This is a genomic window from Flavobacterium pallidum (assembly GCF_003097535.1).
GTDB lineage: Bacteria > Bacteroidota > Bacteroidia > Flavobacteriales > Flavobacteriaceae > Flavobacterium > Flavobacterium pallidum.
Window position 1 is genome coordinate 2,805,512 of record NZ_CP029187.1, and the last position, 17,205, is coordinate 2,822,716.

The 17,205-nt window shown below is 42.5% G+C and carries 17 protein-coding genes and 1 tRNA gene; 15 read left to right on the forward strand and 3 right to left on the reverse strand.

Annotation, left to right across the window (positions count from 1 at the left end):
- Positions 1–50 precede the first annotated feature (50 nt).
- The 5 genes from porX (at position 51) to HYN49_RS11630 (ending at position 3,949) form a co-directional block, all read left to right on the forward strand.
- Complete coding sequence (gene porX / locus HYN49_RS11610; protein WP_108904269.1) at positions 51–1,601, forward strand: T9SS response regulator signal transducer PorX; 1,551 nt, start codon at positions 51–53, stop codon at positions 1,599–1,601.
- A 17-nt stretch (positions 1,602–1,618) separates the two neighbouring features.
- Positions 1,619–2,026, forward strand: a complete 408-nt coding sequence (tsaE, locus tag HYN49_RS11615) for a tRNA (adenosine(37)-N6)-threonylcarbamoyltransferase complex ATPase subunit type 1 TsaE (RefSeq protein ID WP_108904270.1) — start codon at positions 1,619–1,621, stop codon at positions 2,024–2,026.
- A 185-nt stretch (positions 2,027–2,211) separates the two neighbouring features.
- Complete coding sequence (locus HYN49_RS11620) at positions 2,212–3,405, forward strand: alanine dehydrogenase (protein ID WP_108904271.1); 1,194 nt, start codon at positions 2,212–2,214, stop codon at positions 3,403–3,405.
- Between the two features lie 36 nt (positions 3,406–3,441).
- Positions 3,442–3,816, forward strand: a complete 375-nt coding sequence (locus HYN49_RS11625) for a DUF4258 domain-containing protein (protein ID WP_108904272.1) — start codon at positions 3,442–3,444, stop codon at positions 3,814–3,816.
- 58 nt (positions 3,817–3,874) lie between these two features.
- A tRNA-Val gene (locus HYN49_RS11630) sits at positions 3,875–3,949 on the forward strand.
- A gap of 195 nt (positions 3,950–4,144) precedes the next feature.
- Here HYN49_RS11630 and HYN49_RS11635 read toward each other — a convergent pair.
- Positions 4,145–4,591, reverse strand: a complete 447-nt coding sequence (locus HYN49_RS11635) for a response regulator (RefSeq protein WP_108904273.1) — start codon at positions 4,589–4,591, stop codon at positions 4,145–4,147.
- A 307-nt stretch (positions 4,592–4,898) separates the two neighbouring features.
- On the opposite strand from HYN49_RS11635, the gene HYN49_RS11640 reads away from it, so the two are divergent.
- The 4 genes from HYN49_RS11640 (at position 4,899) to lpxD (ending at position 8,119) form a co-directional block, all read left to right on the forward strand.
- The gene (locus HYN49_RS11640; RefSeq protein ID WP_108904274.1) at positions 4,899–5,615 is read left to right on the forward strand and encodes an energy transducer TonB; all 717 of its coding nucleotides are present in this window, start codon (positions 4,899–4,901) and stop codon (positions 5,613–5,615) included.
- Between the two features lie 12 nt (positions 5,616–5,627).
- The gene (locus tag HYN49_RS11645; protein WP_108904275.1) at positions 5,628–6,467 is read left to right on the forward strand and encodes an endonuclease/exonuclease/phosphatase family protein; all 840 of its coding nucleotides are present in this window, start codon (positions 5,628–5,630) and stop codon (positions 6,465–6,467) included.
- Positions 6,467–7,015: a DUF1697 domain-containing protein gene (locus tag HYN49_RS11650; protein WP_108904276.1), complete on the forward strand. Its 549-nt coding sequence runs from the start codon at positions 6,467–6,469 to the stop codon at positions 7,013–7,015. Before HYN49_RS11645 ends, HYN49_RS11650 begins: the two co-directional genes overlap by 1 nt.
- Positions 7,016–7,120: 105 nt before the next feature.
- On the forward strand, positions 7,121–8,119 hold the full coding sequence (lpxD, locus tag HYN49_RS11655) for a UDP-3-O-(3-hydroxymyristoyl)glucosamine N-acyltransferase (protein WP_108904277.1): 999 nt from the start codon (positions 7,121–7,123) through the stop codon (positions 8,117–8,119).
- A 133-nt stretch (positions 8,120–8,252) separates the two neighbouring features.
- On the opposite strand, the gene HYN49_RS11660 is transcribed toward lpxD, so the two are convergent.
- Both HYN49_RS11660 and HYN49_RS11665 read right to left on the reverse strand, forming a co-directional pair.
- Positions 8,253–9,527, reverse strand: coding sequence for an inorganic phosphate transporter (locus HYN49_RS11660; RefSeq protein ID WP_108904278.1), 1,275 nt, complete (start codon positions 9,525–9,527; stop codon positions 8,253–8,255).
- Positions 9,528–9,546: 19 nt separating this feature from the next.
- Complete coding sequence (locus HYN49_RS11665; protein WP_108904279.1) at positions 9,547–10,191, reverse strand: DUF47 domain-containing protein; 645 nt, start codon at positions 10,189–10,191, stop codon at positions 9,547–9,549.
- Between the two features lie 173 nt (positions 10,192–10,364).
- On the opposite strand from HYN49_RS11665, the gene HYN49_RS11670 reads away from it, so the two are divergent.
- The 6 genes from HYN49_RS11670 (at position 10,365) to HYN49_RS11695 (ending at position 17,178) form a co-directional block, all read left to right on the forward strand.
- A complete protein-coding gene (locus HYN49_RS11670) occupies positions 10,365–11,993 on the forward strand; it encodes an acyl-CoA carboxylase subunit beta (RefSeq protein WP_108904280.1) in 1,629 nt (542 codons plus the stop codon).
- Between the two features lie 6 nt (positions 11,994–11,999).
- On the forward strand, positions 12,000–13,625 hold the full coding sequence (locus HYN49_RS11675; RefSeq protein WP_108904281.1) for a M1 family metallopeptidase: 1,626 nt from the start codon (positions 12,000–12,002) through the stop codon (positions 13,623–13,625).
- Between the two features lie 76 nt (positions 13,626–13,701).
- The gene (locus HYN49_RS11680; protein WP_108904282.1) at positions 13,702–14,100 is read left to right on the forward strand and encodes a glyoxalase; all 399 of its coding nucleotides are present in this window, start codon (positions 13,702–13,704) and stop codon (positions 14,098–14,100) included.
- A gap of 201 nt (positions 14,101–14,301) precedes the next feature.
- Positions 14,302–15,015, forward strand: a complete 714-nt coding sequence (locus HYN49_RS11685) for an esterase family protein (protein ID WP_108904283.1) — start codon at positions 14,302–14,304, stop codon at positions 15,013–15,015.
- 18 nt (positions 15,016–15,033) lie between these two features.
- On the forward strand, positions 15,034–15,984 hold the full coding sequence (locus tag HYN49_RS11690; protein WP_108904284.1) for an ATP-grasp domain-containing protein: 951 nt from the start codon (positions 15,034–15,036) through the stop codon (positions 15,982–15,984).
- Between the two features lie 81 nt (positions 15,985–16,065).
- A complete protein-coding gene (locus tag HYN49_RS11695) occupies positions 16,066–17,178 on the forward strand; it encodes a carboxylate-amine ligase (RefSeq protein ID WP_108904285.1) in 1,113 nt (370 codons plus the stop codon).
- Positions 17,179–17,205: the final 27 nt, after the last annotated feature.

Consider the following 17,205-nt stretch of genomic DNA (forward strand, 5'->3'; position numbering starts at 1 on the left):
ACATCGTTCAATAAATGTTAAATTGCGGAAAATTTTAGAAAAAAACAAGCATGGATCAGATCAAAATTTTATGGGTTGACGACGAAATAGATTTGCTAAAACCACACATCCTTTTCCTTGAAAAAAAGAATTATAATGTAACGACCTGCAACAATGGGCGCGATGCCGTAGACATCTTTGAAGATGGTAATTTCGATATTGTTTTCCTGGATGAGAATATGCCAGGAATGAGCGGACTCGAAACGCTCCAGGAAATTAAGGAGAAAAAATCGTCAACGCCGGTGATCATGATTACCAAAAGCGAGGAAGAATTGATCATGGAGGAAGCGATCGGTTCGAAAATTGCTGATTACCTGATCAAGCCCGTAAATCCGAATCAGATTTTGCTGAGCTTAAAGAAAAACCTGGACCATTCCAGGCTTATATCTGAAAAAACCACTTTGGATTACCAAAAGGAATTCCGCAAAATTGCCATGGAACTCGCCATGGTAAACAATTATGAGGACTGGATTGAAATGTACAAGAAGTTGCTGTTCTGGGAAATCGAACTCGAAGACATACAGGACCAGGCGATGATCCAGATTTTGGAATCGCAGAAAACGGAAGCCAACAGCCAGTTTGGGAAATTCATCGAACGCAACTATGAAGATTGGTTCCTGCCAAAAGCGGAACGCCCCGTGATGTCGCATACCTTGTTTAAGGAATTGGTCGTTCCCGAATTAAAAAAGAAGGAAAAAATATTATTTGTGGTCGTAGATAATCTGCGTTACGACCAATGGAAGGCATTTGAAAGCGTCGTTGCGAATTACTACAAATTAGAGAAAGAAACACCGTATTACGCCATACTGCCAACGGCTACACAATATGCCAGGAATGCTATTTTCTCAGGGCTTTTGCCATCAGAAATGGAAAAACAATATCCGCAATATTGGAAAAATGACGTGGAAGATGGAGGCAAAAACCTTTACGAAGCCGAATTTTTAACCGAACAATTGCGCAAACTGGGATTGGACCTCAAACAGGATTATTTCAAAATCACCAATCTTGCCGGTGGAAAAAAACTGGTGGAGAACTTCAAGTCGCTGAAGTCAAATGATCTGGTCACAGTCGTTTATAATTTCGTAGACATGCTTTCCCATGCAAAAACCGAGATGGATGTCGTAAAGGAATTGGCCTCAGACGACAAGGCTTATCGCTCCTTAACGCTGAGCTGGTTCCGGAATTCCCCTTTACTTGAAATCATACAGCAGGCACAAAAGCTTGGTTTCAAACTGATCATCACCACAGACCACGGAACCATCAATGTAAAAAACCCATCTAAAGTAATCGGTGATAAGAATACCAGCCTGAATCTACGTTATAAAACCGGCCGCAGCCTCACTTATGAAGACCGCGACGTTTATGCTGTAAAAGATCCCAAAAAAATTGGTTTGCCTTCCATCAATATGAGCAGTTCTTATATCTTTGCGAAGAATGATCTGTTCCTGGCCTATGTCAATAATTACAACCATTACGTAAGTTATTACAGGAACAGTTACCAGCATGGCGGTATTTCACTCGAAGAGATGATCATACCGTTTTTAGTTTTCAACCCGAAGTAAACTGTAAACTCAAACCATTGGAAATCATCTTTTCCCTCGAAGAAATTGGCCAGGCTGCACAGCAGGTCCTGATGCAGAATCCACATAAAGTAATCCTTTTCAATGGCCATATGGGCGCAGGCAAAACCACGTTGATCAAGTCGCTCGCAAAGCAATTGGGCGTTACCGATGCGACGAGCAGCCCGACATTTTCGCTTGTCAATGAATATGAAGCCGCGCATGGCCACAAGGTTTTTCATTTCGATGTGTACCGATTAAAAACGGAATCCGAAGCTTATGATATGGGCATGGACGACTACCTCTATTCCGGGGAATGGTGTTTTATTGAGTGGGCTGAGAAAATCCCGACGCTGATTCCACAACAGCATTCCGTAATCACCATTAGTGTGCTTGCGGATGGAAACAGGAAGTTGGTTTTAAGTTAATTAATTGGGGCGCGTCGGCTACGCAAGCTCCGCCGTCGGGCGCTCCGCGGTGCACGGCACCTTGCTGCGATCCCTCGCGCGGTCCAGGTACGATCAAGCATCAACTTAAATCAATTCCAGATAACAAATGATGGTTGCCAAATGACAACTTTTTTATAAATTAGGCAAAAAATATCCAAGTCCCTATGTCACTCACGCCGTTTACCAAGCAGCAACTGCTGCCACAGGAAGAGAAACTGGAAATCGCCAGGCATAAAAGCGAACTTTTTATCGGCATCCCGAAAGAAACGAGTTTTCAGGAACGACGGATTTGCCTGACACCTGATGGCGTGAATTCCCTGACATCGCATGGACATCGCGTGATGATTGAAGCCGGAGCCGGACAAAGTTCAGGATATTCAGATAAGGAATACAGCGATGCCGGTGCCGAGGTGACGCAGGATACCAAAAAAGTGTTCGGCTGCCCTATGGTTTTAAAAGTGGAACCACCGACAACGGCCGAAATTGAAATGATGTCACCACAATCGACATTAATTTCTGCAATACAATTAAAGACGAGGAAATCAAATTATTTTGAGGCTTTAGGCAAAAAGAAAATTACCGCTTTGGCTTTCGAATTTATAAAAGACGATGACGGTTCTTACCCTGCGGTAAAATCATTGAGCGAAATTGCAGGAACGGCATCAGTATTGGTGGCGGCAGAAATAATGATCAATCCTGAAATCGGGAAAGGGTTGCTGTTTGGGAATATCACCGGGGTCCCTCCTACTGATGTGGTCATTTTAGGTGCCGGGACTGTGGGAGAATTTGCTGCAAAAACCGCCATTGGACTTGGTGCAAGCGTAAAGGTTTTCGACAATTCGATTACGAAATTACGAAGGCTTCAAAACAGTCTGAACTGCAGGATATTTACGTCTACGATTCAGCAGAAAGCACTTTTAAAAGCCTTGAGGCGATGCGATGTCGCCATTGGCGCGATGCGCGGAAAAGACCGTTGTCCCGTTGTAGTTACCGAAGATACGGTTTCGCACATGAAAAAAGGTGCCGTGATTGTGGATGTGAGCATCGATACCGGCGGCTGCTTTGAAACTTCGGAGATTACGACACATGAAAACCCTACATTTATAAAACATGACGTAATCCATTATTGCGTGCCGAACATCCCTTCAAGATATTCAAAGACAGCCTCATTGTCCATCAGCAATATCATTACGCCTTACCTTATACAAATTGCTGAAGACGGGGGTGCTGAGAGTGCTATCCGATGCAACAACGGACTGAAGCACGGCGTTTATTTCTATCACGGAATCCTGACGAACAAAGCCATTGGCGAATGGTTTGGAATCCCGCATAGTGACATCAATTTAATTGTGTTTTAAAGGAAATCCGTTTACCTTTGCCGAAATTATCCCATTATGAAATTTTATGTCCGCCTCGCCTATTACCTTAGCGGTTTCGCTATTGGAATGGTGTTCCTTTTTTTTATCCTTAATGGAAAGGAAACAAGATGCAGTTATTTCCCAAATGCACGTGTGTTGAAGCACCTACGCGAAGTACCGTTTAAATATTCGGATCTTGCAAACCAGAAACTCATGGAAAAATGGGTTGACACTGCCGACGTCCGAAAAATACTCACCTATGGCGATGTCGATTTTGACCGCAGCAACATCAAACTGAAAAGAGGAAAATTATACACCATACATGGCAGGAATACCAAAGGGGAACCTATTACACTGGAAGTCATTAATTTCGATACAAGAGCGGAATTGCGCGACATTAAAAAACAATAATATTTCCAAAATTCGCTTGCAGGTATAAATTCTAAGCTTATATTTGCAATCCCTATTAGGGCGATTAGCTCAGTTGGTTCAGAGCATCTGGTTTACACCCAGAGGGTCGGGGGTTCGAATCCCTCATCGCCCACAAAAGCAGAAACGGAAGTTTCTGCTTTTTTATTTATGTTTTGCGTTGAAAAGTTTTTTACTTTAATAAACAAAATGGAAATAAAAAAGAAAGCCGTGCCAAACGGCTTCTGCTTTTGTAAAGGCTCCCACGAAAAGGATAAGCGACGCTAATCCCGTCAAAGCTTTGCTTTCGTAAGCGGATGGAAATAAACAATCAAATAAGCCTGAAACTTCTTTCACACACTGGCCCACGCCAATCGATTGCAAGGACCATAGTGACGAGTGATCTCAGGTTTTCCAATGAATTGGGTTTAACTGCATAAAATGTAGCGCCAAGATTTTTTGCTTTCTTGATAGTATCAGGATGGTCCGAAGTCGTATAAACCACAATGTTCAGTTCTTTCAGGTTTCTTTCATTCCTGATCTGTTGCAGGCATTCAAAACCATTTTGCACAGGCATATTCAGGTCAAGCAATATTACATGCGGATGTGGGATAACGGGCCCGTTGAGAAAGTCCATCAGCTGCTTTCCATTCTCGGCCTGTGTAATAATTACAGAATCGTCGATTTCCAACAGGATTTCAGAGAAAATCATGCGATCTTCCTCATCATCATCAGCCATAACAATATGTCGTCTTGTGTTGGGGTCTGGAATTGTCATTGCTATATATTTTATACTGAGAAAACATAAGACCACAATTTAGAAATCTGCAAATGTTTATAAAATATAAGCGTTTGTAAATCGATAAACAATCGAATTATATCGTGTAAAAGTTGATATTTTTCAAAGATAGTGTTAATATTTAATATGAAGCTGATTATTCTTTAATTTAACTGTTTCTTTTTCAGAAATTTACATTGATAAGCAACATATGTGCTGCAATCGTGATTGAGAAGTAGTAAAACATTATCTTTAGTTTTTTGGCATTAAAGTTATAAATGTTAATTTTGGACACCTATCCCACTATATGAAAACAAAGTTCGCGATGATCTTAATGGGGCTCGTTACCCTCTGCGGAAGCGCTCAGGACAAAATCTACAAGGATAAAAAAAACAAGCCCACAACTCCTGATCTGGCAGAAAGTTACGAAATCAGCACTTTCTCCGATGACAAAATCCACCAAACGATAAGGACTTACCGTATGGATGGCTCCCCAATCAGTGAATCTGGCTTTATGATGCTTGAAAACGGAGCGATGCCTGAAGGAAAGTCGACACTTTATAATCCCGATGGCAGCGTGGCATGGTTCGCCAGCTATAACAAAGGCGGGCTTGAAGGCGAGTCAAAGGCATTCTGGCCTGGCGGTGCATTAAAGCGGGAGGAGGTTTTTTCTGAAAACAAGCTTGTCACAGGGAAATGTTATGATAAAGATGGTAAAGAAATTCCATATTTTCCAAGGGAAAAACGTCCTGAGTACCCTGGTGGCATGAGGGAAGCCTATAAATTTATAGGAGATAATTTTCATGTCAAAGGCAATAAATCGGGGACAATTTTCCTGACCTTTGTAATCGCCAGTGACGGTTCGGTAACGGAAGTTGAAGTAAAAAAGGGAATAAGCAAGCGGCTTGACAATGAAGCCATACGCGTGCTGGAAAGCATGCCTAAATGGATTCCCGGAACACAGGAAGGGATCGCAGTAAAAGTTTCATATTCGTTACCTATTAAAGTCGCAGCACAAGAATAACCTAATCAAACCATGAATAATTTACACAAAACGATTCTTTTACTACTGTTTTCAATTTCGGCTTTGGGCCAAAACCTCAAAGTGATGACCTATAACCTGCGTTTTGACAATCCCGCCGATGGAGAAAACCGTTGGGACCTAAGAAAGGATTTCCTATGCAGGCAGATCCAATTTTACAATCCTGACTTCTTTGGTACACAGGAAGGTAAGCTTCATCAGCTAAAGTATATTGACAGCACAATGATTCATTACAGTTACATTGGGATTGGGCGTGACAGCTCTCCTACAGGAGGGGAATTCAGTGCTATTTTCTACAACTCCACAAAATTCAAGGTGCTGAAGCAATCTACTTTCTGGCTTTCGGAAACCCCGAATGTTGTATCTAAAGGCTGGGATGCGATGTTTGAAAGGATATGCACCTACGGGCTGTTCGAAAATATGAAGACAAAGCAACGGTTTTACGTTTTTAATACACATTTTGACCATGTAGGCGAATTGGCACGGACAAACAGTGCAAAATTGATTGTCAGTAAAATCAATGCCATTAATACCGAAAATGTCCCGGTGATCCTTACCGGCGATTTCAACAGCGAAATTAAGAGCACGGCATACAAATTTATGTCCTCGTGGATGAACGATTCGAAGGTAATCAGTGAGGAATTGCCTTTCGGGCCGTCGGGAACTTTCAATAATTTTGAATTCAACAAGCCGGTGACGCTTCTGATCGATTATATTTTTACGAGTAAAGACAATATTTCGGTTACAAAATATGCCGTGCTGAGCGACTCCAGGGACTGTAAATATCCATCAGACCACTTGCCGGTTTACGTAGAACTTTTCCTTAAGAAATAATGAAAACGTTCATTGCCTTGTTACGCGGCATCAACGTCAGCGGCCAAAAACTCATTAAAATGGAATTGCTTCGCAAAGTGCTGATAGAGCTTGATTTTAAAAACATCAAAACCTACATCCAAAGTGGCAATGTTATTTTCCAAAGCAATGAAACCGAACCGGTTGACCTTGAAAAGAAAATTTCAGCGTTAATACTGAAGCATTTCAGCTTTGAAGTTCCTGTAGTTGTTGTGACATTAAGCGATCTGGAATTCGTTGCAGACAATAATCCTTTCGCAACCCAAACCATGCCCGGCGACACTCAGCCTTATGTCACTTTCCTTTCTGAAAAACCGGCGGCATTTAATATGGAAGTCCTTAAATCCATTGACTTTGGCGCAGACAGGCTCATTGACATTGACCGCTATATTTTCCTTTGGTATGCCCATGGCGCAGGAACCACAAAACTGACCAATACCATCATTGAAAATAAACTCAAAGTGAAAGCTACATCCAGGAATTGGAAAACGGTGCACAAGCTTATTGAAATGGCAAAAGCCAGCACTTAAACTAAATAATTCCCGATTAATCCATTAAAAAGGTAAAATACTGCGTCAATGTTTGGAAAAATGCCCTGAAAAGGCTTTATTTGGTTTTACTAAAATCCAAAGTCCATGAAAACTTTCAGCATCCAGGAAATCAACGCTATTTTAAAAGGGGAAGTCATAGGCGATACTTCCTGCCGGATTACTGCGCCGGAACAGCTTGAAGCGGCTTCGGACTCGGAGATTTCATTTATCGGCAATAAGAAATATGAGAAATTCTGGGCTGGTTCCAAAGCCTGTGCCGCCGTAGTAAACCAGGACATTTCTATCGAACCCGGCGAAAATAAAGCTTTTATTAAAGTCAGCAATGCCGATCTGGCCATGTCGCAGGTATTGGAACTTTTTGCGCCTCCCATGCCCGAATTCGAACAGGACATACATCCTTCTGCAGTAATTCACGCTTCCGCAAAAGTGGGTAACGGATCCCGAATCGGGGCTGGCTGCTACATCGGAAAAAATGCCATCATTGGTGACAACACGACAATTTATCCTAATGTGACGATCCTCGATGAATGTCATATCGGAAATCATACGACAATCTGGTCCGGAAGTGTCATCCGTGAAAGATGCCATATCGGACACCACTGCATCATCCATCCGAACGCCACTATTGGTGCGGACGGATTTGGTTTCAGGCCCTGTTCCGAAAGGGGATTGGTCAAGATTCCGCAAATCGGCAATGTAATTATAGGAAATGGTGTTGAAATTGGTGCCAATTCCTGCGTTGACAGGGGCAAATTCAGTTCCACGGTATTGGGTGATGGATGCAAGATCGACAACCTCGTGCAAATCGGGCATAACAGTAAGCTCGGACGTTTCTGCATTATGGCCGGAAACAGTGGGTTAGCGGGTTCCGTAACTTTAGGTGATGGTGTGATCATCGGTGGAAGCGCTTCAATAAAAGATCACGTTACCATTGGAAACGGTGCCACCGTCGGTGCAGGCTCGGGCGTCACCTGCGATATCGAACCCGGAAAGGTGATGCTCGGTTATCCTGCTGTTGAAGCGCGTGAAGCACTGAAACAATGGGCAATTTTGAAACGACTGGTAAAAGAATCTTCGAAGTGAGCTACTGAGTTACTGAGCAGCTGAGTACAATACAAAATATAAAAAAGTCCCGGATTACCGGGACTTTTTTATATTTTGAACTTAAGTTATATAGAAAGGCTCAGCAACTCAGCTGCTCAGTAACTCAATATCTTTAAATAAATATATTCAGCAAATAATACACTATTGCTGCCAATACCGCTGAAATCGGAATGGTGAGTACCCAGGCCCAAACCAGGCTTACGGTGACACCCCATCTTACGGCAGAAATCCTTTTTGTCAATCCTACCCCTATAATGGAGCCTGTAATCGTATGGGTTGTGCTTACCGGAATTTTAAGGTGTTCCGTGAAATATAAGGTTAATGCTCCGGCGGTTTCTGCGGCAACACCTTCAAACGATGTTACTTTGGTAATTTTAGAACCCATGGTTTTCACGATTTTCCACCCCCCGCTTAACGTTCCTGCGGCAATCGCCGTGTAACACGCTAATGGGATCCATTGGGGCATATTGGAGCCATTGCCATCTTCGTCAGGCAGGATCACATTCAGCCAGTCGGGCATCGTTTGTCCGGTATGCGTATGAACGTAAACGGCTACCGCTGCAGCAATGATCCCCATAACTTTCTGCGAATCATTTCCGCCATGGCCAAGGCTAAACGCCGCTGAAGAAAGCAATTGCATTTTCTTTAGCCAAAACTCTGACCGTGTATGATTCAAACTGCTGAAAAACAAGCAGAAAATACTGATCGTAAAAATAATGAATGCGACAAGGAACCATTTGATATTGTGCTGCTCCAAAGCGACACTCCAAAAATGGGAATCAAATCTTGGCTTTTCAATCTTGTCATAATATTTTACCTGGCCTTCAACAAACCAAACGGTAAGTGCCATCAGGCCTAATGTAAATAACTTTGGCAACACCTTTTTCTTATAGGAATGTAGCAACCAAAGCGAAATAAGATATGATACCAAAGCACCCAATAAAGGCGCAAGTACAATAAAAGAAATAATGATTAAAACCCCTGAAGGCAGCCCTCCGTCTTTCCCTTCCTTATACCAGGAGACTACGCCGATACCGGCATGAGCAATCGCCGCACCGGCAAAACCTCCGATAAGCGTGTGTGAGGAACTTGAAGGGATTCCCTGCCACCATGTGAATAAATTCCAGATGATTGCAGCAATAACACCGGCAAGGATTACCGTAAGGTTGATTTCCATGGTGTTCGCCGTTTTAGCCACCGTATCGGCAACGCCAAAACCAAAAACCCAATAGGCTAAAAAGTTAAAGAAAGCTGCCCAAAGCACCGCCTGGAAAGGTGTCAGTACTTTTGTGGCGACTACTGTAGCTATCGCATTTGCGGCATCATGAAAACCATTGATGTAGTCAAAAATAAGCGCAAGAACGATAATGATGATTAATAACGTCATATTTGTCCGGGGTCAGTCCTTATGAATGTTTTACAGCAATCGATTCCAGTACGTTAGAGGCACTTTTACACCTGTCGGCAGCCGACTCCAGTACGGAAAGCACTTCTTTATATTTGATGATGTTCTTAGCGTCAGTCTCATTTTCAAAAAGATCAGCTACGGCTTTATCATACACCATATCCGATTTATTTTCAAGCTTATTAATGCGCGCACAGGCATCGGTAATTCTTTTGATTTTCTTAAGATCACGCAATTCCTTCACGGCCATATCAATATTCTGGCAGGCTTCCAGGTTGATTTCGGTGAGTTTACGGATTGATTTCGTAATTTTTTCGATATGGTATAAACGCATCCTGCTTGAGGCACCATAAATATTCCCGGAAATATTGTCGATGGCTTTTGTCAAAGCATAAATGTCCTCACGGTCAAAAGGCGTAATAAAATTCTTGCTGAGCTCCAGGTTAATTTTACGGGTAATATCCTCCCCTGTCTGCTCCATTTCCTCAATTTTCATGAAGTGCTCATGTCTGGCTGATGGCTCCATGTTTACGACTTCGTGCAGCGTGCTCGCCATCAGAATCATGTTTGCGGTGGCTCTTTCGAATAATGGAAAGAATTTTTTATCTTTCGGGACCAAAAACTGGAAGAAATTATTTACAGTCATAAGATGTTAAATTAACGTTGCAAATGTATCTGCCTAATGTTAAGTTAATGTTAACTTAATATTAACCATTTAACAGATTGGAATTTTCAATATTGATTATTGAAAACTTTGCGGTTTCAATCGATTTCGTAATTTAGCATTCCTATAAATACCTCATAAACCAATATTTCCTGATGGATATCAATTTCAATAAGAACGAAGACCACAACAGGCTTCTGTTATCTGATTTAAAGCAAAAATTCGCAAAAGTAAGACTCGGTGGCGGCGAAAAAAGGATTGAAAAACTTCATTCTGAAGGCAAGATGACCGCCCGCGAACGCATCGATTATTTATTGGATGACAAAGCCAAAAGTATTGAAATTGCTGCTTTTGCAGGTGACGGCATGTATACAGAACATGGTGGCTGCCCTTCAGGAGGTGTGGTGGTTAAAATCGGTTATATTAAAGGAAAGCAATGCATTGTAGTCGCCAATGATGCCACGGTTAAAGCGGGTGCCTGGTTTCCTATAACCGGAAAGAAAAACCTGCGCGCACAGGAAATTGCGATTGAAAACCGTTTACCTATTATATATCTCGTAGACAGCGCCGGAGTATACCTCCCGATGCAGGATGAGATTTTTCCCGACAAAGAGCATTTCGGGCGCATATTCAGGAATAATGCCGTGATGAGCAGCATGGGGATTACGCAGATTGCAGCCGTTATGGGAAGTTGCGTCGCAGGAGGTGCTTATCTTCCGATTATGAGCGATGAAGCCTTAATCGTGGATAAGACCGGAAGTATTTTCCTTGCAGGGAGTTATCTCGTAAAAGCGGCTATCGGCGAAAGTATTGACAATGAGACGCTTGGAGGTGCTACAACCCATTGTGAGATTTCGGGCGTGACCGATTATAAAGCCAAAGACGATAAGGATGCTTTGGACAAAATCAAAAATATCGTTTCTAAAATCGGTGATTTTGATAAAGCGGGTTTTAACCGTGAAAAACCGGCGAAACCGGCAAAAGATGAAAACGAGATTTATGGCATCTTGCCAAAAGCCCGTAATGAACAATATGACATGATGGAAATCATCGAGCGTTTGGTTGACCATTCCGAGTTTGAAGCTTATAAAGATGGTTACGGACAAACGATCATTACAGGTTATGCCCGCATTGATGGCTGGGCAGTCGGGATTGTGGCAAACCAACGTAAAGTCGTGAAGTCCAAAAAAGGCGAAATGCAGTTCGGCGGGGTCATTTATTCGGATTCTGCAGACAAGGCCACACGTTTTATAGCCAACTGCAACCAAAAGAAGATACCGCTTGTATTTATTCAGGACGTGACCGGTTTTATGGTCGGTTCAAAATCCGAGCATGGCGGGATTATTAAAGACGGTGCGAAAATGGTAAATGCTGTTTCGAATTCGGTTGTGCCTAAGTTTACAGTGATTGTCGGAAATTCTTATGGTGCCGGAAATTATGCGATGTGCGGAAAAGCTTACGACCCGAGATTGATTTTTGCTTGGCCCAGCGCAGAACTGGCCGTTATGGGCGGCACGCAGGCAGCTAAAGTCCTGATGCAGATCGAAGCCTCCTCATTAAAATCAAAAGGTGAAATTGTCGACGAGAAAAAAGAACAGGAATTGTTCGATAAAATCAAGGCTCGCTATGATGCCCAGGTATCCCCTTATTACGCAGCTTCAAGGATCTGGACCGACGGCATCGTTGATCCAATCGACACGCGGACCTGGATTTCGATGGGGATTGAAGCGGCAAACCACGCTCCTATCCAAAAACCTTTTAACCTTGGCGTAATCCAGGTTTAAGTGCAAATGAAAAAAACGGTTGTCATATTATTCTTGATTTTCAGCATCGGCAAAAGCTTCCCGCAACAGGCTTTTACACGTAAAGATTCCCTTCGTGGCGGATTGCGCTTTGAAAGGACCTGTTTTGATGTACAGCGTTACGACATCAGTATCCGCATCAACCCAACCGAAGGATCATTGACCGGATTTAATGATATTAGCTTTAAAACCATTGATAATACTTCCAAAATACAACTCGACCTTTTTGATAATATGGCTGTCGATAGTATCGTATGGAACAAGCAAAAACTGCATTATAAAAGGGAATTCAACGCTGTTTTTATTGATTTTCCAACACAAATTTTAAGAAATTCCTTCCAAAAAATCAGTTTTTGTTATTCGGGAAAGCCGACCGTAGCAGTACATGCCCCATGGGATGGCGGATTTGTATTCACAAAAGATGGTGGTGGGAAAGACTGGATTGCGAGCGCCGTCCAGGGAACAGGTGCGAGCCTTTGGTATCCGTGCAAGGATTCGCAATCAGACGAACCAGACAACGGCGCAACCATAAAAGTGGCGGTCCCAAATGGTTTGATGAATGTTTCAAACGGAAGGCTTATCGGTTCAGAAGACCTCAATGATGGTTATACGCGCTGGGACTGGGAAGTGAAAAATCCGATCAACAGTTATGACATTTCAATAAATATTGGTGATTACGTTCATTTTGGCGAAAATTACAAAGGTCTCGATTTAGATTACTATGTCCTTCGGGAAAATGAGCAGATGGCCAGGAAGCATTTCGAACAGGTAAAGCCGATGATGGATTGCTTCCAGAGTAAATTCGGTACGTATCCTTTCGTTGAAGACGGCTATAAATTGGTCGATACGCCGTATCTCGGAATGGAGCACCAAAGTGCCGTCGCTTACGGGAATAAATATAAGATGGGTTATCTTGGCAACGATTTATCCGGAACAGGAATCGGGCTGACGTTTGATTTCATTATCATCCATGAAAGTGGGCATGAGTGGTTTGGCAACAGCATCACTTCTTCAGATATTGCAGATATGTGGATCCATGAAGGTTTTACAAATTATAGCGAATCCGTTTATATAGAATGTACACAAGGCTATGACAAAGCGGTAAAATACCTGAACGGAATAAAAAATAAGATTAAAAATACGGAGCCTGTAATCGGGCATTTCGATGTCAATAATGAAGGTTCCGTTGACATGTACCCAAAGGGCGCCTGGCTTGTAAATACCATACGAAGCATAATCAATGATGATAAAAAATGGTGGAAAATATTGCTTGATTATTCCCTTGCCTTCCGGCATAAAATTATCGATACTGAAACTGTCGAAAAATTCTTCAGTGAAAAAAGCGGTTTTAACCTGAAGCCTGTTTTTGATCAATATTTACGTCATACGAAATATCCCGTTTTAGAACTCCGCAAAAACAAACGAAAACTTGAATATCGCTGGAAAACTGATGTGGCTGGCTTTGAAATGCCTTTTGAGATGGATTTAAATGGCAAAACCATCAGGCTCAAAGCAACGAATGAATGGGCGATGTCAAAATTCAGGATAAAGTCCACAAGAGATTTTAAAATCCTCACAGATCGGTTCCTTATTTCTGTTGAGCGCTCAAACTGACGGTTAATAAGTTATTCATAACTCCGCTTTCCAGGATTTCAAATCCGTTTCATTAATCTTTAACTTTAAAAGAAAAATGAGCGCAAGAGACCAATTCCTGACCGCATTCCGGGGTGAAATGCAGGGAACCGTGAACGCACAATCGTCGGCCGATGAGCTTTTCCAGAACGAAACCTTAAGGCCCATACTGAAACTCCAGAACGATCTTTTTTTGGAAGTTTTCCGGAATTACATCACCAAAAGCAAAACCGATTTCTATCATTTCAGCGTCGAAAAGAAACTTCATTTTATCGAGCACAGCATACAGCGTGACATCAAGTTCAGGAATTCGCTTAAAGGCATCGTCATCGCGCTTTTCACTGCAGAGGAATACATCCGCTATATTCAGAACTCTTCAGACTTAAATAAACGTATGATGTCAATGCTCATCGAAAGGCTGAAAAACCAGGTACAGTTATTTGAACTGCAGGTTTAAATGACAAGTCCCCAATAGCAATTGTAACCTACCGACATTGGAATTTGAAATTTAAAATTTTTATCCATTTTCAGATCATAAATTATCGTTTTATTAATCTTTCATAAATATTAATTCCATTCTGATAATAATGCGAGTTAGTTGGTGAAAAACTTATGATTCTTATTTATTTTCACTATAATTGTTAAACAAAACACTTATATGAAAGAAGAATATTTTAAATGGTATTCCCCAAACCTGAGCCGTGAAATTGAAATGCTTGTTTTCGGGCATGCCGGATATCCCGTAATCCTCTTTCCGACCTCCATGGGAAGCTATCATGAAAACCGCGACCAGGGATTGATTGAATCTGCCCAATGGTATATCGAGCAGGGGCTGATCCAGATTTTCTGCCCGGGAAGCATCGATAAGGACAGTTTTTACAACAAGAAGATTCATCCCGTACACCGGATCCAGAACCATGGCTGGTATGACAAAATGATCTGCCATGAAATCGTGGAGCGCGTCAGGAACAATACTCCAGCGGGCAAGGTGGCTATGGCAGGTTGCAGTTTCGGCGGGTTCCATGCGGCCAATTTTGCTTTCCGCCACCCGGGTTATGTAAGCCACATGTTTTCGATGAGCGGCGCTTTCAGTATCAAAAGCTTCATGGATGGTTTTCACAATGATGACGTATTTTTTAACAGCCCTGAAGATTACCTGTACGGATTAAATGACCATGAACTCTGGAACATGGACATCGTATTGGGAACGTCCAACCTGGATGTCTGCCTGGATTCCAACCTGAAGTTGAGTAAAGTCCTGAGCAGCCGTGATGTTGATCACTGGCTCGATATCCGCAGGGACCGCATGCACGACTGGCCGGTCTGGCGCGAAATGTTTCCGCACTATTTATCAAGAATCAAATTCAAATAACACAAATATCATAGGTCCATGAAAAAAATCGGAATACTATTTGGGATGGAAGACACTTTCCCGCAGGCTTTTATAGACAAAGTGAATTCAAAAGGTGAAAAAGGCATTGTTGCCGAAGCCGTTTCGATTGACAAGGTCGTACAGAACAAAGGTGGCGAATATGCCGTAATCATCGACAGGATTTCACAGGATGTGCCTTTTTACAGGGCATACCTTAAAAATGCCGCACTGACAGGAACCAACGTCATCAACAATCCATTCTGGTGGAGCGCCGATGATAAATTCTTCAACAATTGCCTTGCAGATACGTTGGGTGTGCCCTTACCAAATACCGTGATCCTGCCTTCTGCGGAACATCCAACCGATACTACGGGGAAATCATTCCGCAACCTTGCCTACCCTATGGATTGGGAATCAATCTTCAATTATATTGGATTCCCGGCGTATATGAAACCGTATGCGGGTGGCGGGTGGAAAAATGTGTATCGCCTGGAAAATAAGGAAGAGTTTTGGGAAAAGCATCGTGAAACCGGTCAATTGGTGATGTTGTTACAGGAAGAAATTGTTTTCGAATCGTATTTCCGGGTGTATTGCCTTGGCGGAAAAGCCGTAAGGATTATGCCGTATGAACCAAGGAATCCGCACCATTTGAGATATGTTGTGGAAAACCCGGTGACTGATAAAAAGTTACTGGCTACTATTAAGGATTATACGCTCAGGCTGTGCAAAGGTTTGGGTTATGATTTCAACACGGTGGAATTTGCCGTACGCGATGGCATTCCGTACGCGATTGATTTCGGGAATCCGGCGCCGGATGCGGAATACACTTCTGTTGGGCAGGAAAATTTCGACTGGGTTGTTGAAGAAGCCGCAAAGATGGCGATTGCAGCCGCCAAAAAGCACAAAGACGGGCAAATGAACCTGACGTGGGGTACTTTCATCAAGGATTCCGCGGCCGCAGCGAAATAAGAATAGATTATCGGATTTTTAGATTTTTAGATGTCTGAAAATCCGGCAATCTGAAAATCTTAAGATCCAAAAACAAGACCAATGAAAAGAAAATTACCCGTTTTTACACTCGGAGTTGAAGAAGAATACCAGATTATCGATCCGGAATCAAGGGATTTACGATCGCACCTGTCGAAAATTGTAGATGGTGCCAAGATTTTCCTGAACGAGCAGGTCAAGGCCGAAATGCACCAGTCTGTCGTCGAAGTGGGTACGAATATCTGTAAAAGCGTCAAGGAAGCGAAAGATGAAATCCAGCATCTGCGCGGGAAAATCGTAGAATTGGCCGACAAGCAAAACCTCGTCGTCGGTGGTGCCGGAACACATCCATTTTCGCGTTGGCAGGACCAGCCAATTACCGATGATCCGCGTTATCACAATATCGTAAATGAATTACAGGATGCCGCTCGCTCGAACCTTATTTTCGGGATGCATTGCCACGTCGGGATTGAAAACCGCGAAATCGGATTGCAACTGATGAACCAGGCGTGTTATTTCCTGCCGCATATTTTTGCGCTTTCGACGAATTCTCCGTTTTGGGAAGGCAGGAAAACCGGTTATAAATCGTTCCGGACAAAGGTTTTTGACAAATTTCCAAGGACAGGGCTTCCGGAATATTTTGATTCGGTTTCTGCTTATGACAATTATCTGGAGACTTTAGTCAAGACCAATTGCATCGACAATCCGAAGAAAATCTGGTGGGATTTAAGGCTGCATCCGTTTTACGATACCATCGAATTCCGCATTTGCGACATGAGCCTGACCGTCGAGGAAACAATGTGTATTGTCGCATTAATCCAGGCTATTGTTGCCAAATTGTATAAGCTGACGATGCAGAATACGAGTTTCAACATTTACAGGCTGGCGTTGATTAAGGAAAATAAATTCCGTGCCGCACGTTATGGTATCGACAACCACATGATTGATTTCGGTTTGCAGAAAGAAGTCGAAACCAAGATGCTGATCCTGGAACTGCTCGAATTTGTTGATGATGTAGTAGATGAATTGGGATCACGCGACGACATCAATTATGTACACGAAATCATGAAAAATGGTACCGGTGCCGACAAACAATTGGCTGTTTATGAACAAAATAACGGTGATTTTACCAAAGTTGTTGATTTTATCACGTCTGAATTTACAAAAGGATTGTAGCGATATTCATATCTTTGCAATTATTTG